This window comes from Propionispora vibrioides (assembly GCF_900110485.1).
GTDB classification, from domain to species: Bacteria; Bacillota; Negativicutes; order Propionisporales; family Propionisporaceae; genus Propionispora; species Propionispora vibrioides.
Genome location: NZ_FODY01000014.1, coordinates 25,792 through 52,257 on the forward strand (window position 1 = coordinate 25,792; position 26,466 = coordinate 52,257).

The window sequence follows — 26,466 nt, forward strand, 5'->3', positions numbered from 1 at the left end:
GGCCGGAGAATGGCGCAGCAAGCAGTTGTACAAATGCCTGAAGGCAGTATAAGAGCAAAGGTGCAAAAGTTTGGCGGTTACTTAAGCGGTATGGTTATGCCGAATATCGGTGCTTTTATCACGTGGGGATTAATTACAGCTTGTTTTCTATCTACAGGGTGGTATCCAAATGAAAAAATAGCCCAGTTAATCGGTCCGATGCTAAAATTTTTGCTGCCAATATTGATCGGCTATACCGGTGGTAAAATGGTGTATGGCGATCGGGGCGGTGTGATCGGGGCGGCAGCGACGATGGGGGTCGTGGTTGGTGCGGAGATTCCTATGTTCATGGGCGCTATGATTATGGGACCGTTAGCTGCCGTTTGTATGAAGAAAGTCGATAAACTGTTTGACGGGCACATTCGCCCCGGTTTTGAAATGCTGGTTAATAACTTTTCCTGCGGCATATTGGGGATTTTTTTAGTCCTGCTGGCTTTTTTTGCGATCGGGCCTTGTGTTCAGGCGATTAATGCAGTCTTATCTGCCGGGGTAAAAGTAATCATTGACCATGGACTGATTCCTCTGGCCAGTGTATTTATTGAACCTGCTAAAGTCTTGTTTTTAAATAATGCCATCAATCACGGGATTCTAGGCCCGCTCGGTATTGTGCAGGCTGCCTCGGCGGGCAAGTCCATTTTGTTCATGCTGGAGCCCAATCCCGGTCCGGGTGTTGGCGTATTGCTGGCCTATACCTTTTTTGGCACCGGAATCGCCAAGAAAACTGCTCCCGGCGTTGCGATCATTCATGCCTTTGGCGGCATCCATGAACCGTATTTCCCGTTCATTCTCATGAAACCGGTCATGATTCTGGCCTCCATTGCCGGTGGGGTATCCGGAACCTTTATTTTTCAACTCTTTCATACCGGCTTGGTCGCTACCGCTTCGCCGGGGAGTTATTTTTCCGTACTGGCAGTGGCGGCTCCTACCGATTATTTACCCATCCTGTTTGGTATGGGAGTGTCCACAGTCGTATCTTTTGTTGTCGGTTCGATTATCTTAAAGGCATTTCCCGATAAAGAGAATGAAGACGGGTTGACAAAAGCTATTGAGAAAAAAGATGCTATGAAACAGGCCGGAAAAAGCGATGCTGCGGTTATATCGGAGGCCGGTGAGATTAACCTTACCGGTAAGTCGATAAGAAAGATTATCGTAGCTTGTGATGCTGGAATGGGTTCTAGCGCTATGGGAGCTTCCTTGCTGAAGGATAAACTCAAAAAAGCCGGCCTGGCAATAGAAGTGAAAAATGTAGCGATTCAGGATATCCCCGAGGATGCGGAACTGGTAGTAACTCATAAGTCATTGACTGAGCAGGCGCGCCAAAGAAGGCCGGAGGCCGTACATGTTTCGATCGAAAATTTTCTTGTCAGTCCTAAGTATGATGAAATTGTAGAAATGCTGCGCCATATAAAATGATTTTATAATATAAAACAGGAAGACCGGTGATGTAGAGCCGGTCTTCCTGTTTTACTATGCCCTTCTTGTGGATGTAACGGGGATTTTTTCTTCGCAGGGGACACCTGTCTGACATTTGCCGCAGCCGTAACGGGGACGGTAACGGGCCAGGACACGGTCAAGATATTCGGCGCAGACTGTGTTGTCCTTGCCCGCTTCGCTGATGGCCAGCGGGGGACAGCGTAAGATACAGGCACCGCATTTGGTGCAGTATTCATCGACCCTTTCATAAGGGCGGGGTGTTGGCTCCAGGTAAGCATCGACAATCAGACTGCCGAAGCGGCCGGCTGAACCTTGTTGGGTAATGAGTGAACGGCTCAGGCTGAAGGTCCCCAGACCGGCGATAAAGGCGACATGCCGTTCCGACCAGTTGCTGCGCCGTTCCAAAACGGCAAAGCGTTCATCGAGAGCCGGGGCAAGCGCCTGCCAGCCGGCTTGGCGAAAGGTATCTGTCAGATGTCGACGCAGGGTATTATTGAAGAGTTCACCTTCTATACGGCCGTACAGCCATTCTCGGGCGGCTATTCCCAGGCGGCGGTTTGGCCGGCGTATTTCTTCGGTAAACGGAAGAAAATAAGAAATAACCGATACGGCGCCAGGCAGCCATTCAACCGGTGAAAGATGGTGGCTGCCGATGGCGCCCTGGTCCTTAAGACGATCAAAATAGGGATCGCCGGCGCTGGCGATTCCGACCAACGGATCACCATACAGCTTCAGTGACTGCAGTTCCTCCAAACAGTTGAGGGGACTGGTGGCAACGAAGCTATACACGAGGCTTTGAATATCGTTTAATTGCATGATTCATCGGACCTCCTCTGGTTTATAAAAAAATTCTGGGTATTGCCTTCTGCTTTCCTTTCATTGTAAGCTATTAGACAGAATTTGTATAATTTTTTCGGTAGGAAACTAGTGGTCCACCAGCGCTGAAACTACAATTCCTTTACGGTACTTTCTCCGTAAGGCCTCGTTGTCGTCGACTTACCTATGTTCGATAGGTGCGTCTCCTCCGCCTTGCCTTGCGGAAAAATTCCCGCAAATTAATTTGCACTTTTTACGTTGGCGAACCACTAGGGATGAAAATGATTTTGCGGGATTTTTATGTATAGTGATATATCGAATATGGAAAAAATATTGAATTAGGTGTATACTATGTACATCTGAAGGGAATGAAAGTATGAAAAACATTGTAGTTTTAGCTACAGGCGGCACCATTGCCGGCGTATCAACTTCTTCGACCGACACAACCGGCTATCGGTCGGCTATTTTAACGGTCGACGATATTATCAGTCAAATCAGTCCGCTTAAGACGATTGCCAATATCACCAGTGAACAGTTTGTTCAGTTGGACAGTGCCGATATGACCCATGAAGTTTGGCTGGAGCTGGCGCGACGGATCAGCAGTCTGCTGGAGCGGGAAGAGGTGGACGGAGTGGTTGTCACCCATGGTACTGATACGCTGGAGGAGACGGCTTATTTCTTAAATCTGGTGGTCAACAGTGAAAAGCCGGTGGTTCTGGTCGGTGCGATGCGCCCATCCACTTCGCTTAGCTGTGACGGGCCGATGAATTTGTATAACGCAGTTATTTTGGCGTCCAGCCCCCAGTCCTGGGGTAAAGGAGTGCTGGTTACCTTAAATGATACTATTCATTGCAGCCGCGAGGTGACCAAGACCAATACAGCGTTGCAGGATACTTTTAAGACGCCGGATGTGGGGAATTTTGGCTATGTCGTGGATGGCACGCCCTATTTTTACCGGATGCCGATTCGCAAGCATACGTATATGACTTCCTTTCCGATTGAGAAAATAAAAGAGCTGCCGCAGGTGGATATTATTTACGGTCATGTCAATGACCGGGGTACCTTGGCTTGTGCGGCTGCTGAGGCCGGCGCCAAAGGCCTTGTCTATGCCGGACTTGGCAATGGCAATATGTCAAAGCACATGAAAGACGTATTGGGCGTGATTCAGAAGCAAGGTGTTATCGTGGTGCGGAGTACACGGGTGGGCAGCGGTGTAGTTACCCGCAATGGAGCCGTCGATGATGATCAGTACCGGTTTATTGCCGCCGATAACCTGAATCCGCAAAAGGCCCGGATTTTGCTGATGCTGGCATTAACCCAGACCGCTAGTCTGGAGGAGATTCAAGCAATTTTCTGGGAGTATTAGCAAAAAGTCTAGGGCGTGTCTTCACACCCTAGGGGAATAAATCTCCCGGCGACAGGGCATACTAAAAGCAAAGACAATAAGGGCTGTTTGTCACAGCCTTGTCATAATTGTTTTTTATCCTTACATATATGAGCGAGGTGATTGGAATGAAAACTTATAAATGGCGTACCCATCCGGTTATTTTGTTTACCAGCATGCTGGTGCTTTACACCGTTGGCCGATCGATAGCATCTATGATACAATAGATTTCTTCTTGACATACAGTATTTTACAGGATATCATATTCTATAACAACTGCATGCATAACAGCATTGAGCGGGATGAGTACATAGCTTTCCCCTTTAGTTCAGCGAGCCGGTGATCGGAGTTTCCGAAGGTGCAATGACCGGCCTATAAGGTGCTATGGAATGGCCCCGTGAGCTGCCCACCGAAGGTCTTTTGATTGGTAGGCTGGGCCGTACGCCAACGTTAGCGGGCTAGGGTATCGGATAGCAATATCCCGTGCCTGAACAGAGGAAAACGCAGGTTTTCGAAAAAGGGTGGCATTGCGAGCTATTTCGCCCCTTAGCGGGTGAAATAGCTTTTGTGTTCTCTTTGGAGAAATCATAGCGTCCATAAGGGTGGCACCGCAAAGTCATTTGCCCCTTACCGGGAAAATGGCTTTTTTTGTATTGTCACAAAGCATAAAGCTTCTGCCGGCGTCCAGAAAGATTTGGCACAGGCGGATCATTCTTAATTTTTATACTCAGCATATTAAGAAGTGATAAGGAGGGTATGATATGGCAAGCTACAGACTGGTTTCCCGGGAATATAAGGCTGAAGATACGGTCATCCGCTTAGGCGACGTGGTTATTGGCGGCACCGCCAAAGTGTTTATTGCCGGCCCTTGTGCCGTGGAGTCGCGGGAACAGCTATTGACTACGGCCAGACTGGTACGCCAGGGCGGCGCGCAGATTTTGCGGGGTGGCGCCTTTAAGCCGCGGACATCGCCCTACGATTTTCAGGGTTTGGCCGAGAAGGGGCTGGAGTATATGGCGGAGGCCCGGGCACTGACCGGGTTAAAAATTGTTACGGAAGTGCTGGAGCCGGACGCAGTGCCGGTCGTGGCACAGTATGCAGACCTATTACAGGTTGGCGCCCGGAATATGCAAAACTTTTCCCTGCTTAAAGCGGTGGGGCGATCCCAGAAACCGGTCGTGTTAAAGCGGGGGCTTGCAGCAACTATGGATGAATGGCTGCAGGCGGCCGAATATATTCTGTACGAAGGCAATCAACAAGTTGTTTTTTGTGAACGGGGAATTCGCACCTTTGCTACGCATAGCAGGAACACGCTGGACATGAGTGTTATTCCGGCGCTAAAGCAAGCAAGCCATCTGCCGGTCATCGTCGATCCCAGTCATGCAACTGGCCGGCGCGACCTGGTGGCCCCGATGTCTCTGGCCGGTTTGGCCGCCGGAGCGGACGGCATCATGATAGAGATGCATCCTAATCCGGAAATCGCCCTATGCGACGGTCCCCAGTCTCTGTATCCCCAGGAATATTTTTTGCTGATGCAGGAGCTTCGGGCCCTGTCTGGCTTTCTTGGCGGATTAGCACGGCAAAAAGCCGTTGGCGAGTAGGCGGCTTATGGATATAGTCGCAAACCTGTTGCGAAACAGTGGTTATGTATACGAATTGATGTTGCATGATACTCCCCTCTTTTCAGTGCAGGAGGGTGCTGCTTATTTTCATATCGCCGAAGGCCAAACGGCACCTACCTTGCTTTTAAAAACAGATGATGGGTATAAGGCACTGGTGATAGCCGGTGACCGGGGCAAAATTAATTTTAAGGAAATTGCCGCTCTGGTAAATTGCAAGCGGGTTTGCCTGGCAAGTCGGAAGGAAGTCGAACAGGTAACCGGCTTTGCTGCCGGCTGTGTTCCGATGATTGGCCTTTCTGTGCCTTATATTTTAGACCGGCGCTTGTTCCGCTATGATTTTGTTTATGGCGGGTCGGGACAGCCGACGCGTACCCTGAGAATTGAACCTGCAGCTCTTCAACAGCTAAACCGGATTACGGCCATGCTGGAAACATAAAAAATAGGTAATAAAATAAATCGATAAATGTATTGACGGAATTGTCTAAAGAGTCATACAATTATAGTAGAAGGAAAAATGTTTGGAAGGGGACGATGAAATGCGAAACCTGATCGTCATTTTATTCGGACTAGGCCTTCTCTATTGTATGGCATATCTCCCTTCATTTATTTTCTTCGTCTTTGTCGGACAGTATATTCAGCCTATTCTGGGAGTATCACAGAAAGTATTTTTCATGGGCCTGAATGTTGTTTTTGTCACACTATTTTTAAGTTATGTATTCCTCAATCACCATAGGCAGCGGTACCATTAAAGCCAGTTAACGTAATGGAGCCAAGGAGAAGTTTCCTTGACTCTTTTTTTGTCGGTATAGTATAATCGTGCTATTAAAATAGGGGGTGTTTTTATGCCGGCTGAAATTGACTTACATACACATTCCTATTTATCGGATGGTACGCTAAGTCCGCGGCAAGTGATTGAACTTGCCGCCAGGAACCATATCGGCGTGATTGCACTGACCGACCATGACTGTATTGAAGGAATTGCCGAAGCGCAGCAGGCGGCTGATGAGTACCAGGTTCAACTTGTGACGGGGATTGAGATCAGCGCCCGTTATAAGGACGGCAAAACACTGCATATTCTTGGTCTGGGCATTGATCTATATAATCGCGAATTTGCCGAAGCTTATCAAAAGATTAAAAAGAACCGGGATGGCAGCATTGACGGGATTATTGCCCGATTGAACGAACAAGGTGTCGCCATAAGCCGTGAACTCCTTATACCTTACAGGGCTGGCCAATATTTAGACCGGTATGCGGTATTGCGATATTTTATGGCGAATCGCTTATGTGTCGAACCTCAGGCTGTATGGGACATCTACCTGGATAAAATTCCCTATGGCGAGGGTGAAATGTGGACGGTGGAAAGTGCTTTAAAAACGATAAAAGCAGCGGGCGGACTTTCCTTTTTGGCCCATTATACCAAACGAATTGGGCTTGCCGGCTATTCACCGGCAGAGATGAAAAAGCATATATTATATTTAAAAGAAAAAGGGCTTGATGGGCTGGAACGGTTCTATCCTTCATTTAGCCCTGCTGAAACTGCCTATGCCGATGAACTGATTGCCGAATTTGATTTACTGCCGTCGGGTGGCACCGATTTTCATGGTTCCAACCGGACAGGCATTGACTTAGGCACAGGGGATGGGAGTTTTGGCGTGCCCCATTGCGTTTATGAAGCCATCCGGGAGGCTCTTAATTCCCCGCAAAGTGGCAGGAAATGACTTCAATAATAGCGAAGTAGTAACGATATAAAATACGGTAATACTACATGGGTAGGCTTACTCAGGAGGTAAGGGTATGAGTATGGAGACGTTGGCGCGGCAGGTAAAGGAAGCTTCGATCCAGTTGGCCGGAGCCGGTGCAGAACTGAAAAATGACGCATTGGCCCGCATTGCCGATGCGCTTCTGGCGCGTAAAGACGAAATTATAAAGGCCAATGAGGCAGATCTAAGACGGAGTGAACAGGAAAATTTGGCGGCTCCTTTGCTCAAACGCCTGAAATTTGATGAGGCAAAACTGCAGGATGCCATTGACGGGATTCATAGCCTGATTCGTTTAGAAAACCCGGTAGGCAAAACCATGCTGGCCACCGAATTGGATGAAGGTTTGGAGCTGTATCGGGTGACCTGTCCGATCGGTGTGATCGGTGTGATTTTCGAATCACGCCCCGATGCGCTGGTACAGATTTCCACCATTTGCCTGAAAAGCGGCAACAGCGTACTTCTAAAGGGCGGCTCGGAAGCCCGCGAAACCAACCGGATGCTGGCCGAGGTAATCCGGCAGGCTACGCTGGAAGCCGGCCTGCCAGCCAACTGGCTGGCGCTCTTAGAAACCCGCGAGGATGTCAGTGCCATGCTTAAAATGGACCGTTATATTGATTTGATTATTCCCCGCGGTTCCAACGAATTTGTTCAGTACATTATGAATAACTCAAAGATTCCCGTTATGGGCCACGCCGACGGAATTTGCCACGCCTATGTAGACGATGAGGCTGATGTGGCTATGGCGGTCAGACTGGTTACCGATTCCAAAACTCAGTACGTTTCGGTGTGCAATGCATTGGAGACGCTGCTGGTTCACGAGCGAGTGGCGCCGGAATTTTTACCCAGGCTCAAAGCCGAGCTGGACAAAAAGCAGGTGGAACTGGTTGGCTGTCCCAAAACCTGTTCCATCATTCCCATCGCGGCGGCTACGGAAGAGGACTGGAAGACCGAGTATCTCGACTATAAGCTGGCCATCAGACTGGTTGCCGGCCTGGAGGATGCTGTCTGGCATATCAATACCTATGGCTCCGGCCATACTGACAGTATCATCACCAAAAACCGGGAAAAGGCCGCACGGTTTATGGAATATGTGGATTCCGGCAATGTGATGTGGAACTGTTCGACCCGGTTTAGCGACGGCTTCCGTTACGGATTTGGCGCTGAAGTGGGAATCAGTACCAGCAAGATTCACGCCCGCGGCCCGGTCGGTCTGGAAGGTATGATTATCTATAAATATAAGGTGATCGGCAACGGTCATATTGTAGAGGAGTATGCCAACCGTTCCCGGCGCTTTACCCATAAAAAAATCAATAAGGATTTTCCTTTATAAAAAATTATAAACCTTACACAGCAAGTAGCTATCATGCCACTCGCTGTGTAAGGTTCTTTGTTTTAGCGGCGCACAAAGGAATAAAGGCAGACAAAAACATAATAGACGGCAACAAGGCCGGTAAAAAAGAGCGAGAACAAACCGCTTAGATAAATGCTGGCCGGATAGGGCCCGACGTTTTGCAAAAGCTCTAATGTCGGCACGGTTACTCTCCTTCCTGACAGTAATCTGTAGTTGTACATGAACGAGTCTTTTGGCCATCGCCGGTCGATTTTAATTTATTATTAAAAGCTTTCAGCCAGGTAATGACCAACAGCATCAGCGGGAGATAAATGGTATAAAGTTCATGGATATAACTGTTACCGAAGGAGATTCCAATAAAGCGATGGAAAACGAAATTGGGTATGGCGGTCAGGTTAATCCAGATCAGAAATGTTGCCATAGCGATAATGACCCTCTTTCTTTTAAACTTCAACAGGGTGGTCAGGGCCAGCACCGAGCCGTAGAAAAACAGCATGGCTTTAAATAGTCCGCCGACAAAAATCACGATGACGGCAATGGCATCGATATTGGTAATGATGTTGCCAATATTAATCATTTTGACAACTTCGATCAAGGGAATGGTTGTCGCTGCCGTAAAGGGGACGCCCAGCACGGTGATGATCAGTATGGTGGAAGCGACCAGTGAGGCACCTAGCATGAAAATCGCGGAAAACGCGTATTTTCGAATCAATTTGTTGTTATTTGCGTAACAGTAAAACATAAGAAAAACGACATCTTCGCCATAGGGAAAAGTGGAAAAAGAGGGATAAACCTCTGCCAAGACGGGCTTTATCCCGTTGGCCAGAATGGGCTGCAGTTCCTGAAGATGGACATTGCCGGATATGACAATTAATCCATACATCAGTATAAGGGATAACATGACAATAGGCATGAGAAATTCACTCATCCGGGCCAGTACTTCTATACCGTTAAAGGTAAGATAGATGATGAGCAGGATAAAAGCGCCCTGAATCGCCCAAACGGGAGTGTCGGGAAGTATGGTAATACCGATAAGTTCGGCAAACTCACTGAAATTTAAAGTGGAGACCCAGATGAAGTAGCCGGCAAAGGAAAGCGTGACAATGCTGCCTAAGAATTTTCCTAAGACGGCTGTATTGATTTCGGCCAGATTGTTCTCCGGGTAGTGTTTCTGCAATTCCGTGTGCAGCCATATGATGCCGAACCCAAGGACCAGACCGGACAGGACGACAAGCCAAGCGTCTTGTTTGGCCCGTATTCCCAGGGCAAAGATGGTGGAACTGCCTAAAGAATGCATAACCAGTAAACAGAAAATCTGATAGTTACTGATGTGTACAGTGCTTTTCATTGTACGGTTTACCTCGTTAATAATAAGTGAATTAAAAATTGCGTCAAGAAGAAGTTGCCGCCTTTTGCTGAAATAGTATGATCCGGCAACGAAACCACAGGGGGAAGCGGTCATTCTTCTCTTAACATATCATAGGGCCTGTTTCTGCTGTTTACTTCCGGTTCGGGCCCTTCCTTTTCGATGAGGGATTTTTGTAGTAACCCGGTTCTTCTGATTTTTGTGGTTACTTTTAGCGTATATTCCACGTGGGGGAAGATGTCCGGCCAGTCGGCCTTGATCTTTTGCCATTCATCAGGGTAGTTGTCATACAGCACTTTGCCAAAACCGAAAATATCGGCACCATATTCTTTTTGTACTTTATTAATCGTATCGCTGACTTCTGCTTCAATAGCCTGCTGTTGTGCCTGGTTGATTTCCGCCAGGACCGGAAGCTTAGAAATATCGTCAAGACTTTGTTGTTCGGCAATGTCGCCTTCTTCGGTAATTTTAATAGTAAAATGGTAGTTCCCATCCTTTAATTCAGGCTTGATATGGCTGGTAGCGCCTTTAATGTTAATCGTAATTAATTTACCAGCTTCTTTCGGTGAGGGAACCTGGATCATTCCATTCTTTACTTCTCCTGTCACCCAGTTGAGGCCTCTTGTTTCACGGTCAGTAAGAAAACCGGCCAGTTTATCTTTCTTGAATACGGCAGTACCGGCCAGGCTGACTCCTTTAGCCGCTCCTTCTTTATCGGCTGAGGGGAGGCATTCTACAATCTCCAGAGCTCCTGCAAAGGGATCATTTGTATCACTGCCAAGATCTTTTAAAAATTCCAATAGACTGGGGGTACTAGCTTCGGAATGAAACGTGCTGCGCCTAATGAGTGCATTTAAATAAGTTGCCTGGATATTTTCGATTCCGTGTTTTTCGCTGATGATTTCTCTGGCCGGTACCCCTTTGGCAATGAACAGCCAGAGTATGGGGCGTATTTCGGAAGATCTTCCCCAAAAATCTAAAAGCGGCAATAAGCCTTTACGGGCAAGCTTCTCATCGATGACTAGCAGCTTATTGTGAGAAAAAAATGGCTTTCGGTCAAGTTCTTTGGACATGTTTTTAATAGCGTCGGCTATGGTGGCACCTTTGGCGGTAATGAGTTGGACCGGTCTTTTTTCACCGCCGCTGCTGCCTTCTTGCTTCAGTGCTTCCGGTTTTACCACTTGTGCGGTTAAAAGGATACCGTCACTTTGCGGGTCCTGATCCAGGGCGACTGCCAGAACGATGCCAAGCTCATTTAATTCTTTGCGGCTCCAACAGCCTGTTAACAGCGTAAGGCAGAGGAGAATTATTGCCAGAGTAGAAAAAGTCCGGATCATTCAGTGTCACCTTCTTCGTGGTCGGGGGTGTGCGATCTTGCTGAAACGGCCTGGCGCCGTGAACGTTTCCAGGTAATTGATTTAGGGCGGGAGCGCATCATCCATAGCGGAGCCCGGACCAGGGAATCTTTTAATTCGGCTTTTATTGTAGGAGCAAATGGTGCCAAATAAGGCGAACCAAACGAGCGCAGAGAGCACAGATGGCCAAGAATGAAGAGAATACCCAGCGTAACACCGTATAAACCGAAAATGGCGGCCAAGCCAAGCAAGGTAAAGCGAAGCAGTACAATCGCGTCCAGCAGCGGCGTCAGGATGAAACCGGTAATGGCTGTCAGAGCTGCGATAATGACCATAGGCGCACTGATAATGCCTGCCTGTACGGCTGCCTGCCCAACTACCAGTGCACCGACAATGCTGACCGCCTGCCCGATAGGCCGGGGCATCCGGACACCGGATTCCCTGAGTATTTCAAAAATAGTTCCGATAATCAGCGCCTCGAGAAAAGCCGGAAAAGGAATCCCTTCTCTTGCCGCTGCCGCCGTGATTAAGAGAACGGTAGGAATCATCTCCTGGTGGAAGGTCTCTAACGCTACATATAAGGCGGGAGCTGTTAAGGTAATGAGGAAGGCAATAAAACGGAGCCAAAGCACCACGGTAGCTAAATAAGGACGGGAATAGTAGTCTTCGGCGGACTGAAATGTTTCGACAAATAACTGAGGAACGGTAAGGACGCAGGGAGTGCCGTCGCAGAGCAGGGCGATTCGTCCTTCCAATAGTTTGGCGGCTATAATATCCGGCTTTTCTGAATTGCCAATCGTGGAAAAAGGGGAAAAGGGGTTATCTTCAATATACTGTTCAATGTATCCCGATTCTAAAATAGCATCGGTATCGATCCGGTCAAGCCGGGCTTTCACTTCCTTCAGAATATTTTCATTGGCAATACCGCTGATATAGGCGATACAAATATCCGTGCGGGTCTGCCGGCCAAGTTTTTTAGTTTCCAAAACCAGATTGGGATTTTTGATTTTTCGCCTGAGCATGGAAGTATTGACACGCAGCGTTTCGGTAAATCCCTCGCGGGGGCCTCTGATTGCGTTTTCCGTATTCGGTTCGGAAATGTTTCTTGTGCTCCAGCCCCGTAGCCCCAAAATAAAAGCGGTATCATAGCCGTCGATAAATAAGACAACAGAGCCTGATAAAATGTTGTCCAAAGCTTTATTAAAGAATTGTGATTCCATGAGCTCCGAGACACTGAGAATGCTTTCCTTCACAAGGGTATAAGTATCTTGGGGCAATGCCTGGTTGGTGTTTTCTGTATCGCGGGCATCAATCATCAGTGCTTTGATAATGTGGGTATCCACTTTTTCCTTATCGGCCAAACCATCGATAAAACAGATAAAGGCCTTGGTTTGGGATGTATCACCGATTTTAAATTCCCGGAAAATTGTATCGCTGCTTTTCCCTAAAGCCCGTTTCAGATAGATTAAATTAGCTTCTAAGTCGGGGCTGATAACACCCTGCGTGACGTCTGCAGATGGTGTAAGGGGTGTAGCTTGCTGGGCCTGTAAAGATTGCAAAAAGCGTATACGTCTTAAGAATTTTTTGTAGATGCTTTTCACCCCAAATGCCGGAAGCAGGATCTAACTTTTTAGTATTATTTACTTTTGCTTATTAATTATTCCTCTCGAAGAAATACCTGGAACTTAATATGGCGGACTGGATTCTATACAATAGAAAACAACCTTCGTTTGCTATAGCAACCGGAGGTTGTTTTCTATTATCATCCAGCTATTGGCTTTAAGGGCAGGGTGTCCAAGCCGGCGCACTTTGCAAATAACCATTCATTCCTGATGAAAGTGATTGTTTGACACAAAAAGTCACAAATAGGGTTTAATTGACATTTGATTAGGAAAATGATAAATTTTAATCAATATTTAATCAAAAAATAATCAATAAATTGCAAAACTTTATAAAAATATACTCAAAAACATTATATATAGTAAAAAAATATAAAGGGGGATGAAAATGAACAGGTTGTGGATTATTGTTTTGACAGTTGCGATGACTGCTTTGCTGACAGCCGGCTGTAGCCGGCAGGTAGCGCCTGCCTTACAGGGGGGTGATCATACGGCGGGGAATGCAAAATTCGTTGTGGGCTATACGAATTTGGATGATACCGATGTGATTTGTACCAGCCGTAAGAATTCGCTTATGCGTTATGCCCAACAGGATGCCGGTATGGAAATTCGTTTTGCCGATGCTAAGGGCAATATCAACAAGCAGCTGGATCAGATTGATGAATTTATTGCTCAAAAGGTCAATGCCATTGTTATTCTGGCTGTGGATTCCAATGAAATTATCCCTGGCGTAAAAAAGGCCAATGCAGCGGGAATTCCCGTAATTGCCCTGGGGAATCAGATCAACGGAGGAGAATTTACCTTCATTGGGGTGCCCAATTATGATGCGGGGAAAATACAGGGGGAATTTATGCGGGACAGGCTTCCGCCAAAGGCCCGTATTCTTTATGTTCAGGGGACTAATGGCTTATATCATGCGACGGAACGCTGGAAGGGCTTTAAAGAGGCGTTGCTGGATAAAAGGCCGGACATTATCTTACTTGATAGTTTGTCAGGCAATTATGACCGGGCGGAAGGGTTAAAACTGGTAGAGAATTGGATACGGATTTTTCCGCAATTTGATGCGGTTATTGCTGCTAATGATCAAATGGCCATGGGCGCCATTGAGGCACTGAAAATGTCCGGTCGATTGCAAGGCGTAATGATTTCGGGTGTGGATGGAATCGATGATGCCTTACAGGCGATTAACCGGGGAGAGATGTCGCAAACCTTGCTGCAGGATACGGAAGGGCAGGGGAAGGTGTGCTATGAATTGCTGCAAAGTATTGCTAGAGGAGAAAAGCCGCCCAAGGAGGTTATGGTGCCGTTCAAGCCTGTTACCCGGGATAATCTAGCGGAATACTTGAAGTAGCTTTCAGGTTGGAACTGGTATGCTGCCTATTTGTGGAGGGAGGAATCATAATGTTTATCAACCGGAAAGTACAAACCAAGGTGTTGCTATTGTCTGCGGTCATGCTGGTCATTGTTTGTATTATTGGTGGATTTGGATATTTTTACATAGCCCAGTCCAAACAATCTATAGATTCTATTTACTACAATAATTTGCTGGCAACACAATATTTAAATGACGCCAGTAATCAATTGCGGGCGATGGAAGTCGACGCTACCCATGTTATTCTGTTAAGGCAAAAACCGGTCAGTAAGACCCTGCTTGCCGATTTGGAGCGAAAGGCAGCGGCTATGGCGGAGGATATTCAAAAACTGAAACAGGTAAAACAGAGTGAAAAGGCTATAGCGGTAATAACCCAGGTGGAAAGTGATTTAACTAAATACCGGGAGAATATCCGCCAGGCAGAGTCGCTGCAGCTTGCCGGTAGGCAGGATGAGGTCTTAGTGACGCTATTGTCTGTCAAACATATTGCCGATGCCTTTGCGGAACTGACTCCCGATAATGTCAGTCAGGCGAAAAAATTGCTCAGTCAAAATGACAGTTCTTTTAAAACTTCGGTGACACTGTTCGTTCTTATCATACTGGTAAGTCTTATTGTGGGAGGTGTATTGACCTCTTTAATTTCCCGGAGTATTTCCAAGCCGTTGGAAATTGCTATTAAACATTTGGATCATGTGGCGAGAAGAGATTTTGGCCAGAGCATTCCGTCCCAGTTGCTGGAGCGCCGGGATGAAGTCGGCAATATTGTCAGGGCTATCGCTACGATGAAACAATCGTTGACGGATACCATTCTTAAAATCAAGGATAAATCACAAACGACAGTGAGCGATGTAGGCTATGTTCAACAGTTAATTGAAGAACTGGATGCCAATACCAGGGATATTTCAGCATCAGCCATGGAAAGCTCTTCCCGGATTGAGGAATCGGCAGCGGCAGCTCAGGAAATAAAAAAGCTGTCGGACAGCCTGGAAGGTGATATTGACAGTATTGTCCAGCATGCTCAGGATGGGGAAGTGTATGCCGAGCAGATTAACGAGCGGGCTGCAAAATTGAAGGAATCGTCTTTGGCGGCAACGCAGCTTGCCGACCAGGTATATAAGGAGACAAAAGAGCATTTGGCAGCGGCGATTGAAGAGGCGAAAATTGTTAGCCAGATTAATATGCTGTCGGAAGATATTTTGAAGATATCGTCGCAGACTAATTTGCTGGCTTTAAATGCTGCTATTGAAGCGGCCCGAGCCGGTGAAGCCGGTAAAGGATTTTCCGTGGTGGCCGAGGAAGTCCGGAAACTGGCGGAACAATCCAATATGACTGCCGGACGGATTCAGCAAATAACAAACAGTGTGCTGATTTCAGTCAATAATTTATCGAAAGGCTCATTTGGCATTTTGGAATTCATCGATAATATTGTAAAGAAGGATTATGAGGCAATGGAGGTTACCGCGCAAAAGTACAGTGAAGATGCAAAATATATGAAGCAGATGGCCTCTGCCTCCAACCTTTCTTCGCAAGGCTTGGCTAACTCTGTTCGCACGATTGTGCGGTCTATGGAGGAAATTGCCCAGGCAACCATGTATAATGCGGAAGAAAATGTGAGGATTACGGAAAAAGTGACTGATATTGCCACGCAATCGGGTACTATTCTTTCTAAAACCACTGAGTTTCAGCTCAGTAGTTCCGATGTGCTGGCAGAGGTTTCTTTGTTTTCTATTCAATAAAAATAAATTTAGTGGGAGATAAGGAACTGACTGTAAGAAAAAACTGAAAGATAATTGAACTGTAGAGACAGCTGTTTTGAAAGCAAAAACTCCACCTGCTTACTGCAAGTGGAGTTTTTGCTTTCGGAATAACTAAACAAACTATAATATGATCGGGATAGTGAAGGTACTGGTTACACCGCCGGTGGCAGCATAAATAATCCGGTCGACATTGATGGCGACAAATGAGCCGGCCGCGAAGGTGGTAGATGTAAAGCCAAGGGCAACCGTGGTAACCACGCCGTCCACAAGGGTAGGAATCGCCGAAGTAAGCGAGGTTACTCCGGAGGCTTCCGATAATTGCAATACCAAAAATTCGCGGCTGTCTTCCACTTCCACTTCTAAATGACCGGGCTTGCAGCAGGGATCGGGTGGTTCCGGCTTCTTGCAGGGATCGGGCGGCTCGGGTTTACAGGGATCATGATGGCCGCCTTTGAATTGTTTGCGGTCATCATCCAGAACACCGATAAAACGGCCGGTAAGCTGCTGGAAGTCATCTAACACCAGGGTAACAATGGCTCCGCCGGCAAAGTCTAAACCTTTAGGAAGACCCATATCGTAATCGCTCCTTTGTTAATGTATTTGGTTTACCTACTTCATTGTATGCAGCCGCTAGGGGGATGGTTACTTAACAAGAATACCTGCAACTTCACTTGTTGCAGCCTATTTTTGAGGATATTTCCGACCGGAAAAGAAAAATTGGCGGCCCATAATTACTAACGCGTTCTGTGGCAAGCACATCACGGTCTGGATGGAATACAATATAGTAGACATAAGTTTCGGTGAGGTGAGAACGTTGTATATGAACTATCCAGGTGGTTTTAAACTGGAATTTGGTTCTCCGGTCACCGTGCTGACTACGGCAGCGACGGGAGGCCATAGCAGGCATAGGCGGCAAGGCGTGTTTACCGGGGTGGTTTTAGCGGAAAGCCAGCTTGATTTTAAACGGGGTAAACATATTTCCATTTCTTTTGCCGGTATGGGCGAAGAATCGTCCGAATGTGAAAGCGATTACGGTGAATACGAAGACTGTAAGGACAGTGAAACGGAAGAGACGGAAACTACAGAATACCAAAAACCGTTTAAAAAGAAAAAGGAAGAAGAGTTCCTGGTTATGGCCCTTACACAGCCTTCCTGTCCCTATGTAGCCGGTCAGATTGTATGGATCAATGTGGCGGAGATTGTTTCTATCGGTGCCGTATGCACTTCGCCGGTGCGGCGCTAGGTAACCGCTGATTAAATGAACCTGTCGGCCTGGTAGATTTTTTCGACTGGCAAGGAAGTAAAACCGCAGGAATAGCGGTCCCTATTGCAAGGTTTTGCTGACGCAGCCAGGCGGAAAAAGATCCGTCAGGACGTGCAGCGTGAATTAATCAGTGGTTACCTAGGGAGTTAGGCGTAAATAAAAGGACGGAGGATAGGCTCAAGCCTATCCTCCGTCCTTTTATTTATAACAGCCCCTACGGCAGGTCGGAATAACCCATTAGGTACTTATCGCATTCCCTGGCGGCGGCGCGTCCTTCCTGGATAGCCCAGACCACCAGGCTTTGACCGCGCCGGGCGTCACCGGCAGAAAATACTTTCGCCTGATTGGTGGCAAAGCTGCCATCCGGTGTTTTTATATTGCTGCGGCCATCCTGCTCGATCCCCAACTGGTTGAGCAAAGGCTCTTCCGGACCAAGAAAACCCATGGCTATGAGGACTAATTGAGCCGGCCAGATTTTTTCGGAGCCGGGGATTTCAACCGGAATAAATCTTCCGGCATCATCTTTCTTCCAGTCTACTTCCACAGTATGCAGTTCTTTGACCTGGCCGTCCGCATTGCCAACAATCTTTTTGGTCATAATGGCGAAGGCACGCGGATCATGGCCGAATAGGGCGATGGCTTCTTGCTGGCCGTAATCGGTTTTGAGTGTCTTAGGCCATTCCGGCCAGGGATTGGCAACAGTTCTTTCCAAGGCCGGGCGAGGCAGGATTTCAAATTGGACGACACTTTTGCAGCCGTGACGGATGGCGGTTCCCACGCAGTCGGTGCCGGTGTCGCCGCCACCGATGACGATGACATCTTTGCCGTGGGCAGAGATAAATTGTCCGTCTGCCAGATTGGAATCCAGCAGACTTTTCGTATTGGCCCGCAAAAAATCTACGGCAAAGTGGATGCCACGGTTTTCACGGCCCGGCGCGTTGAGATCCCTCGGCTTGGTAGCGCCGGTACAGAGGACGACAGCATCAAAGTCCTGCAGCAATTGGGTGGCGGGAAGTGTTTTGCCGATTTCCACGCCGGTGCGGATGCTGATTCCCTCATCAGACATTTGCCGGGTACGGCGCAGGACTACCTGCTTATCCAGTTTCATGTTGGGTATGCCATACATCAAGAGGCCGCCGGGCCGGTCGCGTCGTTCAAAGACGGTTACGGTGTGCCCAGCCTGATTTAACTGGTCGGCGCAGGCAAGGCCGGCCGGGCCTGCGCCGACAACAGCTACTTGCTTGCCGGTCCGTACAGTCGGCGGCTGCGGTTTGATCCAGCCTTGTTCATAGGCGCGGTCAATAATGGCGCATTCATTGGCTTTGATGGTAATCATCGGTTCATTGATGCCTAAGGTGCAAGAACCTTCACAGGGAGCCGGGCAGACCCGGCCGGTGAATTCGGGAAAATTATTGGTTTTTAGAAGCCGCTGCAGCGCTTTTTTCCAGAGACCGCGGTAAATCAGCTCGTTCCATTCGGGAATGAGATTGTTGATCGGACAACCAGAGGCGGCGCCACTGATCAGCAGGCCCGAATGGCAGTAGGGTATGCCGCAGTCCATGCAGCGGGCGCCCTGCAGGCGCTGCTCTTCTTCCGGCAGTCCGGCGTGCAGTTCGCTCCAGTCGCCGACGCGTTCCAACGGTGGCCGGTCTGCCGGTACTTTTCGTTCATATTCAATAAATCCAGTCGGTTTTGCCATCACTCTAACCTCCCGTCAATTTCCGCCGACCCGGGCCAAATCGCGGTGATTTTCTTCAAAGGCCGTCATCAAGGCCTCGTCACCGGTTAAGCCCTTGCCGTAGGCGCGCTCAATGGCTTGCAGCATGCGCTGATAATCTTTGGGAATGATTTTGACGAAAGCAGTCCGGAAGGTTTCCCAATTTTCCAGCAGGTACCGGGCCCGGCGACTGCCGGTGTAATCCCGGTGCTTTTGAATCATGGCTTTTACCTGCGTCGCTTCCGCCTCGTCCGTCAGGCCGGTCAGTTCGACCATTTCCTGGTTGCAGCGGCGCGAAAAACTCCGGTCTTCGTCCAGTACGTAAGCAATGCCGCCGGACATGCCTGCCGCAAAATTCCGGCCGGTGGGGCCGAGAATTACGACCCGGCCGCCGGTCATGTATTCGCAGCCATGGTCACCGACTGCTTCCACTACGGCATGCAGGCCGCTGTTGCGAACGCAGAACCGCTCGCCGGCTACGCCGTTGATGTAAGCTTCGCCGGAAGTGGCGCCATAGAAGGCGACGTTGCCGATAATGATGTTGTCTTCCGGCGGGAAGCTGGCGTTTTGCGGGGCGCGGACGATGATTTTGCCGCCCGAGAGCCCTTTGCCGGTATAATCGTTGGCGTCCCCTTCCAGCAGCAAAGTTATGCCGCGCGGCACAAAGGCACCGAAGCTCTGTCCGGCCGAACCGGTGAAGGAGAGCCGGATGGTATCTTCCGGCAGGCCGGCGGCGCCATATTTACGGGTCAGTTCACTGCCCAAAATGGCTCCTACAGCGCGGTCGGTGTTTTCGATCGACAGGCTGGCCGTCACGGCAGTCCCTGTCTCTAAAGCCGGCCGGCAGAGGTCCAGTAAAACCCGGCGGTCCAGCGATTGTTCCAGCGCGTGGTTCTGTGGTATCTGGCAATAGCGGCCGACGGTTGCCGGCACCTGAGGCCGGTGTAATATACCCGAATAGTCCAGTCCTTTGGTTTTCCAATGTTCAATGGCGGGCTGCATTTCCAGCAGGTCGGAACGTCCCACCAGTTCTTCCAGTCTCCTGATGCCGAGCATAGCCATGATTTCCCGCAATTCTTCGGCGATAAACCGCATGAAATTCACCACATGCTGTGGATCGCCGGTAAATTTCTTCCTGAGCTGCGGGTTTTGTGTAGCAACCCCTACCGGGCAGGTATCGAGATGGCAAACCCGCATCATGACGCAACCAAGAACAACCAGCGGTGCCGTGGCAAATCCGAACTCCTCGGCGCCCAGCAGTGCGGCAATAGCCACATCACGGCCGGTCATCAGCTTACCGTCGGTCTCCAGGACCACCCGGCTGCGCAGATTATTTAAGAGCAGCGTCTGATGAGTTTCAGCCAGGCCCAGTTCCCAGGGGAGTCCGGCATGGCGGATGCTGGTCCGTGGCGACGCGCCTGTGCCGCCGTCGTAGCCACTGATTAAAATGACATCGGCCAGTCCTTTGGCCACGCCGGCGGCAATGGTGCCGACGCCGGCCTCGGAAACCAGTTTAACGCTGATCCGGGCCTGCGGGTTGGCATGCTTCAGATCGTGGATAAGCTCTTTTAAGTCTTCAATGGAATAGATATCGTGATGGGGCGGGGGTGAGATCAGTCCGACACCCGGCGTGGAATGACGCACTTTGGCAATCCAGGGGTACACTTTGCCGCCGGGGAGCTGGCCCCCTTCGCCCGGTTTTGCTCCCTGGGCCATTTTAATTTGCAACTCCCGGGCGCTGACCAGGTATTCGCTGGTTACGCCAAAGCGGCCGGAGGCCACCTGCTTGATGGCGCTGCAGCGGGAATCGCCGTTCCCATCGGGTGTGAAGCGGGCCGGGTCTTCACCACCTTCGCCGGTATTGCTTTTGCCGCCAAGCCGGTTCATGGCGATGGCCAGCGTTTCATGGGCTTCCTGACTGATTGATCCGAATGACATGGCGCCGGTTTTGAATTTTTTTACAATGCTTTCCACCGTTTCGACCTCTTCCAGTGGAATGACTGTAGCGGTTTTAAACTGCAGCAGCCCGCGCAGGGTGCAGCGCTTTTGATTGGCGTCGTTGAGCAGCCGGGAATATTCCTTAAAGGTCTGGTAATTGCCGGTGCGGCAGGCATATTGCAGCTTGTGAATGGTTTCCGGATTGTACAGATGATGTTCGCCGTCCCGACGGTATTGGTAGTAGCCGCCGCTGTCCAATTCCACCGCAGTGAAAGGACTGCGGGGAAAGGCGCTGCGGTGGCGAAGCTGTGTTTCCCGGTGGATTTCCTGGCTGCCGATGCCGCCAATGCGGGAGGGGGTCCGGGTAAAGTAGGTATCGATGAAATCGACGTTTAACCCGACGGCTTCAAAAATCTGAGCGCCATGGTAGCTTTGGATGGTGGAGATACCCATTTTGGAAAGAATTTTGACGACTCCCTTGGTGGCCGCTTTACAGTAGTTGGCGATGGCCTTGGCCGCCGGAATACCGGTGAGAAAGCCCGTGTCAATCAACTGTTCAATCGAAGCAAAGGCAAGGTAGGGATTGACGGCTGATACTCCGTAACTCAGCAGGCAGGCGAAATGGTGAATTTCCCGCGGTTCCCCCGATTCCAGAATCAGGCTGGCCCGGTTTCTAAGACCGGTGCGGATTAAATGGTGGTGCAAACCGGCGACTGCCAGCAAGGAAGGAATTGCAGCCTCCTGTGGGTTGATACCGCGGTCGGACAGGATGAGCAGATTGGCGCCAGCCTCAATGGCGGCAGCAGCCCGGTCACAGAGGACCGCCATTGCCTTAGCCAAGCCGTCTTTTTCCGGGGAAGCCGGATAGAGCAGGGACAGGGTGGCCGTTTTAAAGCCGGGGAGGTTAAGCTGTTTTAACTTTTGGAGTGCCTGGTTGTCAAGAATGGGTGTGGCCAGTTTAAGCCGGCGGCAGCTGGCGGCCGTAGGCCGGAGCATATTGCCTTCCGAGCCCAGCAGTATATCCGTGGAGGTTACGATGGCCTCGCGCAGGGCGTCAATCGGTGGATTGGTGACTTGCGCAAAGAGCTGTTTAAAATAGTCGAACAGAAGCTGCGGCTTTTCCGATAAAACCGCCAGTGGAATATCGATACCCATAGCGCCGATCGGCTCAATGGCCTCTTTGGCCATGGGCGTTAAAATGATGCGAAGCTCTTCATAGGTATAGCCAAAGGCCTTTTGCTGCTGGACGAGCGTTGCCGCGTCAACAGCAGCGGCTGGTTCCGGTGCCGGCAGGGTGTCGAGCGAAACCATGTACTGGTTGAGCCATTCGCGGTAAGGCTGACTCGCAGCCATCGTATGCTTCAGTTCCTCGTCGTTGATCATGCGGCCTGCTTCGGTGTCGATGAGCAGCATTCTTCCCGGATGGAGCCGTTCCTTTTGCCGGATTTTTTCCGGCGGCATATCAATAACTCCCACTTCGGAAGCTAGGATAACGGTATCATCGGTAGTGACGTAGTAACGGGAGGGGCGCAGACCGTTTCTGTCCAGTACGGCGCCAATCTTCGTGCCGTCGGTAAAGGCCATGGCCGCCGGGCCGTCCCACGGCTCCATCAGGCAGCTATGATATTCGTAGAAGGCTTTTTTCTCATCACTCATGCTTTCGTGGTGAGTCCACGGTTCGGGGATCATCATCATGATCACATGGGGCAGTGCCATGCCTGCATGGAGCAGAAATTCCGCGCAATTGTCAAACATGGCTGAATCGCTGCCATTCTGATTGATGACCGGCAGTACTTTGGGCAGATCATTGCCAAAGCTGCTGTCTTTGAACATGGCTTCCCGGGCGTGCATTTGATTGACGTTGCCCCGCAGGGTGTTGATCTCGCCATTGTGGATCATGTAACGGTTGGGGTGAGCTCTGGGCCAACTGGGGAAAGTATTGGTGCTATAGCGGGAGTGAATAAGCGCCAGCGCTGTTTCGCAGGCGGGATCGGTCAGATCGGGGTAAAAGCGTTCCAACTGATCGGCCTTCAGCATGCCTTTATAGACAATGGTACGGGAAGACAGACTGGCTACATAAAAGTCCTCCGGGGCTTGTGCTGCCAGCCGGGCAGCCACCTTCTCGGCGCTTTTGCGGATGACAAACAGTTTTTTCTCAAACTCCTGTGGTGCCAGTCCCGCGCCGGCAATAAATACCTGACGGATGTGCGGCCGGCAGTCGTGCGCCGTCTTACCCAGGCAGGACGGGTCGACCGGAACGTCACGCCAGCCCAACAGTTGCTGTCCTTCTGCTTGAATGATTTCTTCCAGGCTGGTTTCATACTGGTGGCGCAGTGTTTCCTGGAGAGGCAGGAAAACCATACCTACGCCATACTGGCCGGGCGGCGGTAGCGTGATATGCTGATCGGCGCAAACCTTAAGAAAAAAACGGTGGGGGATTTGCAATAAAATCCCTGCGCCATCGCCGGTATCCGGCTCGCTGCCAACACCGCCGCGATGAGTAAGATTTTTCAGGGCTTGTAAAGACTGACGGAGTATGTCGTTGGATTTTTCTCCTTTCATATGTACGACAAAGCCCATACCGCAGGCATCATGTTCGAATTGCGGGTCATACAGTCCCTGCTTTTCCGGTACGTTATAACTTCTCATATCTCGCCATCCTTTCCGCATGATTCATGCCAAGTCGCTGCCTGATTGCAGGCAAAAGGCTGAACCGATTCTGCTTTATCCTTGCATGCTTTAATGTAATAAAAAGAAAAAGTGGTGTATAAGTAGTTACTTTCGAAATATGGTATCAAATTCCTGCAAGCTGGGAAGGTTTTTATTGGTATTTGTCGTAAGCGGTAGATAAGGCCGCTGCAGGTATTATATATAATAGGAATTACTATGTTAGTCTGAGGGAAAAAATATCAGCCCATGTAATTCCTTCTAATAAATTTTTGTCGGTGAAGCAGCAGCCAGCAGTTTGGCCGTCGGAAAATTCCGGCAGGCAACCGCTAGGCAGCTATACTCAAGGCGCCGCTCACTTGACATTTAGCGCAGAGATTACTACAATGAGGGACGAGTACTGTAAATTATTTCATCATAATAAATAAAAAGGTCCTGCTATATGGAGTTTGGAGGAATTATAGATGAGCTTTGAAGAAACGCTGAATTTGACTATGCTGGCCGACTTTTATGAATTGACCATGGCCAATGGATATCTTGAGGGCGGTCTGGAGAACCGGATTGCCTATTTTGATATTTTTTTCCGGAAGATTCCTGATAACGGCGGCTTTGCCATTATGGCAGGCGTCGAGCAGGTGATCCGTTATTTGGACAAGCTCCAGTTTAACGAGGAAGATATTGCCTATTTGCGCAGTAAAGAATTATTTAGTGAGAAATTCCTACAATATTTAAGCAAATTTAAGTTTAGCTGTGATGTATGGATGGTGCCGGAGGGAACGCCGATATTCCCGCACGAACCTATCCTCACCGTTCGGGGACCTGTCATTGAAGCGCAGTTTATCGAAACCATGCTGCTCTTAACGATCAATCACCAAAGTCTGATTGCTACCAAGGCCAACCGGATAGTCCGGGCGGCGGAGGGCCGGCCGGTCATGGAGTTCGGCTCACGGCGGGCCCAGGGTTATGACGGGGCGATTTTTGGCGCCCGGGCCTCCTATATCGGCGGTTGCGTAGGCACGGCCTGCACGCTGGCGGAGCGGGATTTCAATATTCCGGCCTTTGGGACGATGGCCCATAGCTGGGTGCAGATGTTTCCCAGCGAACTAGAGGCGTTCCGGGCGTATGCGCAGACTTATCCTTACGACTGTGTATTCCTGGTTGACACCTATAACGTACTCAAATCCGGTGTGCCCAACGCCATTAAGATTTTTGATGAAGAACTGGCGCCCCGGGGTATCCGCCCCAAAGGAATACGTCTGGACAGCGGCGACATCACCTATTTGTCCAAGCAGGCCCGCAAGCAGCTGGACAGAGCTGGCTATCCTGATTGCAAAATCGTAGTATCCAATTCGCTTGATGAATATATTATCCGTGAATTGCTGGTCCAAGGAGCTAAAGTTGATTCCTTCGGAGTAGGGGAACGCCTCATCACCTCCAAGTCAGAGCCGGTGTTCGGTGCGGTCTATAAACTGGCGGCTATCGAAGAGGACGGGATTATGACACCGAAAATCAAGATCAGCGAAAATGTGGAAAAGCTGACCAACCCCGGTTTTAAACAGGTATGGCGCTTTTTTGACCGGGAAACCGGCAAAGCCATTGCCGATGTCATTACGCTGGCGGACGAGGAAATTGACGAAAGCCGTACCTATGAGCTGTTTGATCCATCACATACCTGGAAGCGCAAGCGGGTTACCAATTTCCACGCCAGAAAACTGTTGGTTCCGGCTTATGTGAAGGGCGAGTGTGTCTACGACATTCCCGACTTAAAGACCGTCCGGGCCTACTGCCAGGAGCAAGTGGATACCCTGTGGGATGAAGTTCTTCGGTTCGAAAATCCGCATACCTATTATGTCGATTTGTCCAAAGCCTTGTGGCAGTTAAAAGAAGATTTGCTGGCAGAGTACTTGATAAAATAAACGACATAGAGAACCGACTGACGGGCTTAGGCCTGACAGCCGGTTCTTTTTATTTGGCGGAACTACTGCTGTACCGTGATCCAGAGATCGGCAGCACGGTTCTCCTCTGTGCTGTTGGGGATAATCTGCAATTTTCCTTTTCCTGCTTTGAGCGCCGTAAACACAACCCGGCCGGCATCCTTGCCCTCCTGTTCCTGTTTTACTATGTCGCCAATATAGGTATCACCGGAGGACCGGAAACGGGTGTTCTTGGTAAGGCCTGCCGCCGGTTCCAGTATCAGCTTCTGCCCCGGCTTGAGGGTCACATTGGCGTTGGTTAATTGGACCGGACCGGTGTCACCATATTTGTATATAACCTTAACCTCGGCGGGGGTGACTACCTGGGAGGGCGGTTTGGGCGTCGGGCTTGGCGAAGAGGGAGAAGTTTGATCAATCGGATTAATGTCAGTACAGCCACCGGCAAAGAGCAGTACTGTCAGCAGGACTATGGCTACCGGATACAGCCATATGGATTTGTATTTCATCACAACAACCTCCTCAACGGATTCCTTTCACCTTTAGTATGAATCAGTTTAAGGGCATTTATAACTCTTGCCATATATAAAGCAATATGTTACTGTGCCAATCCGGAGTGGGGACAGGTTGACAAAAATAAAAATATGAATTAAAATCAATTTGATAATTATCAAAGTATGATATAGTACGATAGAGGTTGTAAAAATGGATACAAAAAAAATGGCAAAGATATTTAAGGCTCTGTCACATCCCAATAGATTAGAGTTATACTTAAACATCGTTAAAGCGCATGAAGCCAGCTTTGAAACCGGAGATGAATGTTTTGTTACAGATATTATCGATTCTTTAAAAATCGGCGCACCGACTATTTCCCATCATATCAAGGAACTGGCTAATGCCGGTCTGATTTACACGGAGAAAAAGGGAAAGTTTTTAGTATGCAAAGTGAACGAAGAATTAGTGGAAGAAGTCGGTAATATGCTGGCATTACAACGAAAATAATTTTGCCATGAGTTTTTCTTTATCTAATAATTCGATACTTGTAAAAATATTAAATTGTTAAAAATTTATTAT

At 49.2% G+C, this 26,466-nt stretch carries 20 protein-coding genes and 1 other annotated feature; of the genes, 11 read left to right on the forward strand and 9 right to left on the reverse strand.

Translation table 11 applies throughout. From position 1 onward, the window contains the following. Positions 1 to 9 precede the first annotated feature (9 nt). Positions 10 to 1,452 (forward strand): PTS mannitol transporter subunit IIBC, encoded by a 1,443-nt coding sequence (locus tag BMW43_RS11915; protein WP_245732414.1) that lies wholly within the window; start codon positions 10 to 12, stop codon positions 1,450 to 1,452. 54 nt (positions 1,453 to 1,506) lie between these two features. Here BMW43_RS11915 and BMW43_RS11920 read toward each other — a convergent pair whose 3' ends face one another. Then, positions 1,507 to 2,289 carry an epoxyqueuosine reductase gene (locus BMW43_RS11920; protein WP_091747611.1) on the reverse strand — a complete coding sequence of 261 codons (783 nt, stop codon included), beginning with the start codon at positions 2,287 to 2,289 and terminating at the stop codon, positions 1,507 to 1,509. A 346-nt stretch (positions 2,290 to 2,635) separates the two neighbouring features. Between BMW43_RS11920 and BMW43_RS11925 the strand changes: the two genes are divergently transcribed. From BMW43_RS11925 to BMW43_RS11950, 5 genes are all read left to right on the forward strand, one after another. Further along, complete coding sequence (locus BMW43_RS11925; protein ID WP_342725544.1) at positions 2,636 to 3,655, forward strand: asparaginase; 1,020 nt, start codon at positions 2,636 to 2,638, stop codon at positions 3,653 to 3,655. Positions 3,656 to 3,957: 302 nt separating this feature from the next. Continuing rightward, positions 3,958 to 4,223 (forward strand) — a binding site (T-box leader). Between the two features lie 211 nt (positions 4,224 to 4,434). Continuing rightward, on the forward strand, positions 4,435 to 5,274 hold the full coding sequence (gene aroF / locus BMW43_RS11930; RefSeq protein ID WP_091747617.1) for a 3-deoxy-7-phosphoheptulonate synthase: 840 nt from the start codon (positions 4,435 to 4,437) through the stop codon (positions 5,272 to 5,274). Positions 5,275 to 5,281: 7 nt separating this feature from the next. Beyond that, positions 5,282 to 5,731 carry an aminoacyl-tRNA deacylase gene (locus BMW43_RS11935; RefSeq protein WP_091747620.1) on the forward strand — a complete coding sequence of 150 codons (450 nt, stop codon included), beginning with the start codon at positions 5,282 to 5,284 and terminating at the stop codon, positions 5,729 to 5,731. A gap of 406 nt (positions 5,732 to 6,137) precedes the next feature. Beyond that, positions 6,138 to 7,013: a PHP domain-containing protein gene (locus tag BMW43_RS11945; protein ID WP_091747626.1), complete on the forward strand. Its 876-nt coding sequence runs from the start codon at positions 6,138 to 6,140 to the stop codon at positions 7,011 to 7,013. 76 nt (positions 7,014 to 7,089) lie between these two features. Further along, entirely contained in the window at positions 7,090 to 8,385 is a 1,296-nt protein-coding gene (locus BMW43_RS11950) for a glutamate-5-semialdehyde dehydrogenase (protein ID WP_091747629.1), read from the forward strand. Positions 8,386 to 8,447: 62 nt separating this feature from the next. Here the strand turns inward: BMW43_RS11950 and BMW43_RS21170 are convergent, their stop codons facing one another. The 4 genes from BMW43_RS21170 to BMW43_RS11965 all read right to left on the reverse strand — a co-directional run bounded on the left by BMW43_RS21170 (position 8,448) and on the right by BMW43_RS11965 (position 12,686). Next, on the reverse strand, positions 8,448 to 8,588 hold the full coding sequence (locus BMW43_RS21170; protein ID WP_177173577.1) for a hypothetical protein: 141 nt from the start codon (positions 8,586 to 8,588) through the stop codon (positions 8,448 to 8,450). A gap of 2 nt (positions 8,589 to 8,590) precedes the next feature. Then, positions 8,591 to 9,754 (reverse strand): GerAB/ArcD/ProY family transporter, encoded by a 1,164-nt coding sequence (locus BMW43_RS11955; RefSeq protein WP_177173578.1) that lies wholly within the window; start codon positions 9,752 to 9,754, stop codon positions 8,591 to 8,593. Between the two features lie 110 nt (positions 9,755 to 9,864). Next, on the reverse strand, positions 9,865 to 11,109 hold the full coding sequence (locus BMW43_RS11960) for a Ger(x)C family spore germination protein (protein ID WP_091747635.1): 1,245 nt from the start codon (positions 11,107 to 11,109) through the stop codon (positions 9,865 to 9,867). Continuing rightward, the gene (locus BMW43_RS11965) at positions 11,106 to 12,686 is read right to left on the reverse strand and encodes a spore germination protein (protein WP_218140670.1); all 1,581 of its coding nucleotides are present in this window, start codon (positions 12,684 to 12,686) and stop codon (positions 11,106 to 11,108) included. Before BMW43_RS11965 ends, BMW43_RS11960 begins: the two co-directional genes overlap by 4 nt. Before the next feature lie 448 nt (positions 12,687 to 13,134). On the opposite strand from BMW43_RS11965, the gene BMW43_RS11970 reads away from it, so the two are divergent. Both BMW43_RS11970 and BMW43_RS11975 read left to right on the forward strand, forming a co-directional pair. Next, the gene (locus BMW43_RS11970) at positions 13,135 to 14,097 is read left to right on the forward strand and encodes a sugar ABC transporter substrate-binding protein (RefSeq protein WP_177173579.1); all 963 of its coding nucleotides are present in this window, start codon (positions 13,135 to 13,137) and stop codon (positions 14,095 to 14,097) included. Positions 14,098 to 14,147: 50 nt separating this feature from the next. After that, positions 14,148 to 15,854 carry a methyl-accepting chemotaxis protein gene (locus BMW43_RS11975; RefSeq protein ID WP_091747641.1) on the forward strand — a complete coding sequence of 569 codons (1,707 nt, stop codon included), beginning with the start codon at positions 14,148 to 14,150 and terminating at the stop codon, positions 15,852 to 15,854. 141 nt (positions 15,855 to 15,995) lie between these two features. On the opposite strand, the gene BMW43_RS11980 is transcribed toward BMW43_RS11975, so the two are convergent. Next, positions 15,996 to 16,448: a hypothetical protein gene (locus BMW43_RS11980; RefSeq protein ID WP_091747644.1), complete on the reverse strand. Its 453-nt coding sequence runs from the start codon at positions 16,446 to 16,448 to the stop codon at positions 15,996 to 15,998. Between the two features lie 247 nt (positions 16,449 to 16,695). Between BMW43_RS11980 and BMW43_RS11985 the strand changes: the two genes are divergently transcribed. Next, a complete protein-coding gene (locus BMW43_RS11985) occupies positions 16,696 to 17,118 on the forward strand; it encodes a hypothetical protein (protein WP_091747647.1) in 423 nt (140 codons plus the stop codon). Between the two features lie 235 nt (positions 17,119 to 17,353). On the opposite strand, the gene BMW43_RS11990 is transcribed toward BMW43_RS11985, so the two are convergent. After that, positions 17,354 to 18,838, reverse strand: coding sequence for a glutamate synthase subunit beta (locus tag BMW43_RS11990; protein WP_091747649.1), 1,485 nt, complete (start codon positions 18,836 to 18,838; stop codon positions 17,354 to 17,356). A 15-nt stretch (positions 18,839 to 18,853) separates the two neighbouring features. Next, positions 18,854 to 23,443, reverse strand: coding sequence for a glutamate synthase large subunit (gltB, locus tag BMW43_RS11995; RefSeq protein ID WP_091747652.1), 4,590 nt, complete (start codon positions 23,441 to 23,443; stop codon positions 18,854 to 18,856). Between the two features lie 482 nt (positions 23,444 to 23,925). Here gltB and BMW43_RS12000 point away from each other — a divergent pair, with 482 nt between their 5' ends. Then, positions 23,926 to 25,377 (forward strand): nicotinate phosphoribosyltransferase, encoded by a 1,452-nt coding sequence (locus BMW43_RS12000; RefSeq protein ID WP_091747655.1) that lies wholly within the window; start codon positions 23,926 to 23,928, stop codon positions 25,375 to 25,377. A 62-nt stretch (positions 25,378 to 25,439) separates the two neighbouring features. Here BMW43_RS12000 and BMW43_RS12005 read toward each other — a convergent pair whose 3' ends face one another. Beyond that, on the reverse strand, positions 25,440 to 25,901 hold the full coding sequence (locus BMW43_RS12005; protein ID WP_091747658.1) for a hypothetical protein: 462 nt from the start codon (positions 25,899 to 25,901) through the stop codon (positions 25,440 to 25,442). 196 nt (positions 25,902 to 26,097) lie between these two features. Between BMW43_RS12005 and BMW43_RS12010 the strand changes: the two genes are divergently transcribed. Then, positions 26,098 to 26,394, forward strand: a complete 297-nt coding sequence (locus BMW43_RS12010; RefSeq protein WP_091747660.1) for an ArsR/SmtB family transcription factor — start codon at positions 26,098 to 26,100, stop codon at positions 26,392 to 26,394. Positions 26,395 to 26,466: the final 72 nt, after the last annotated feature.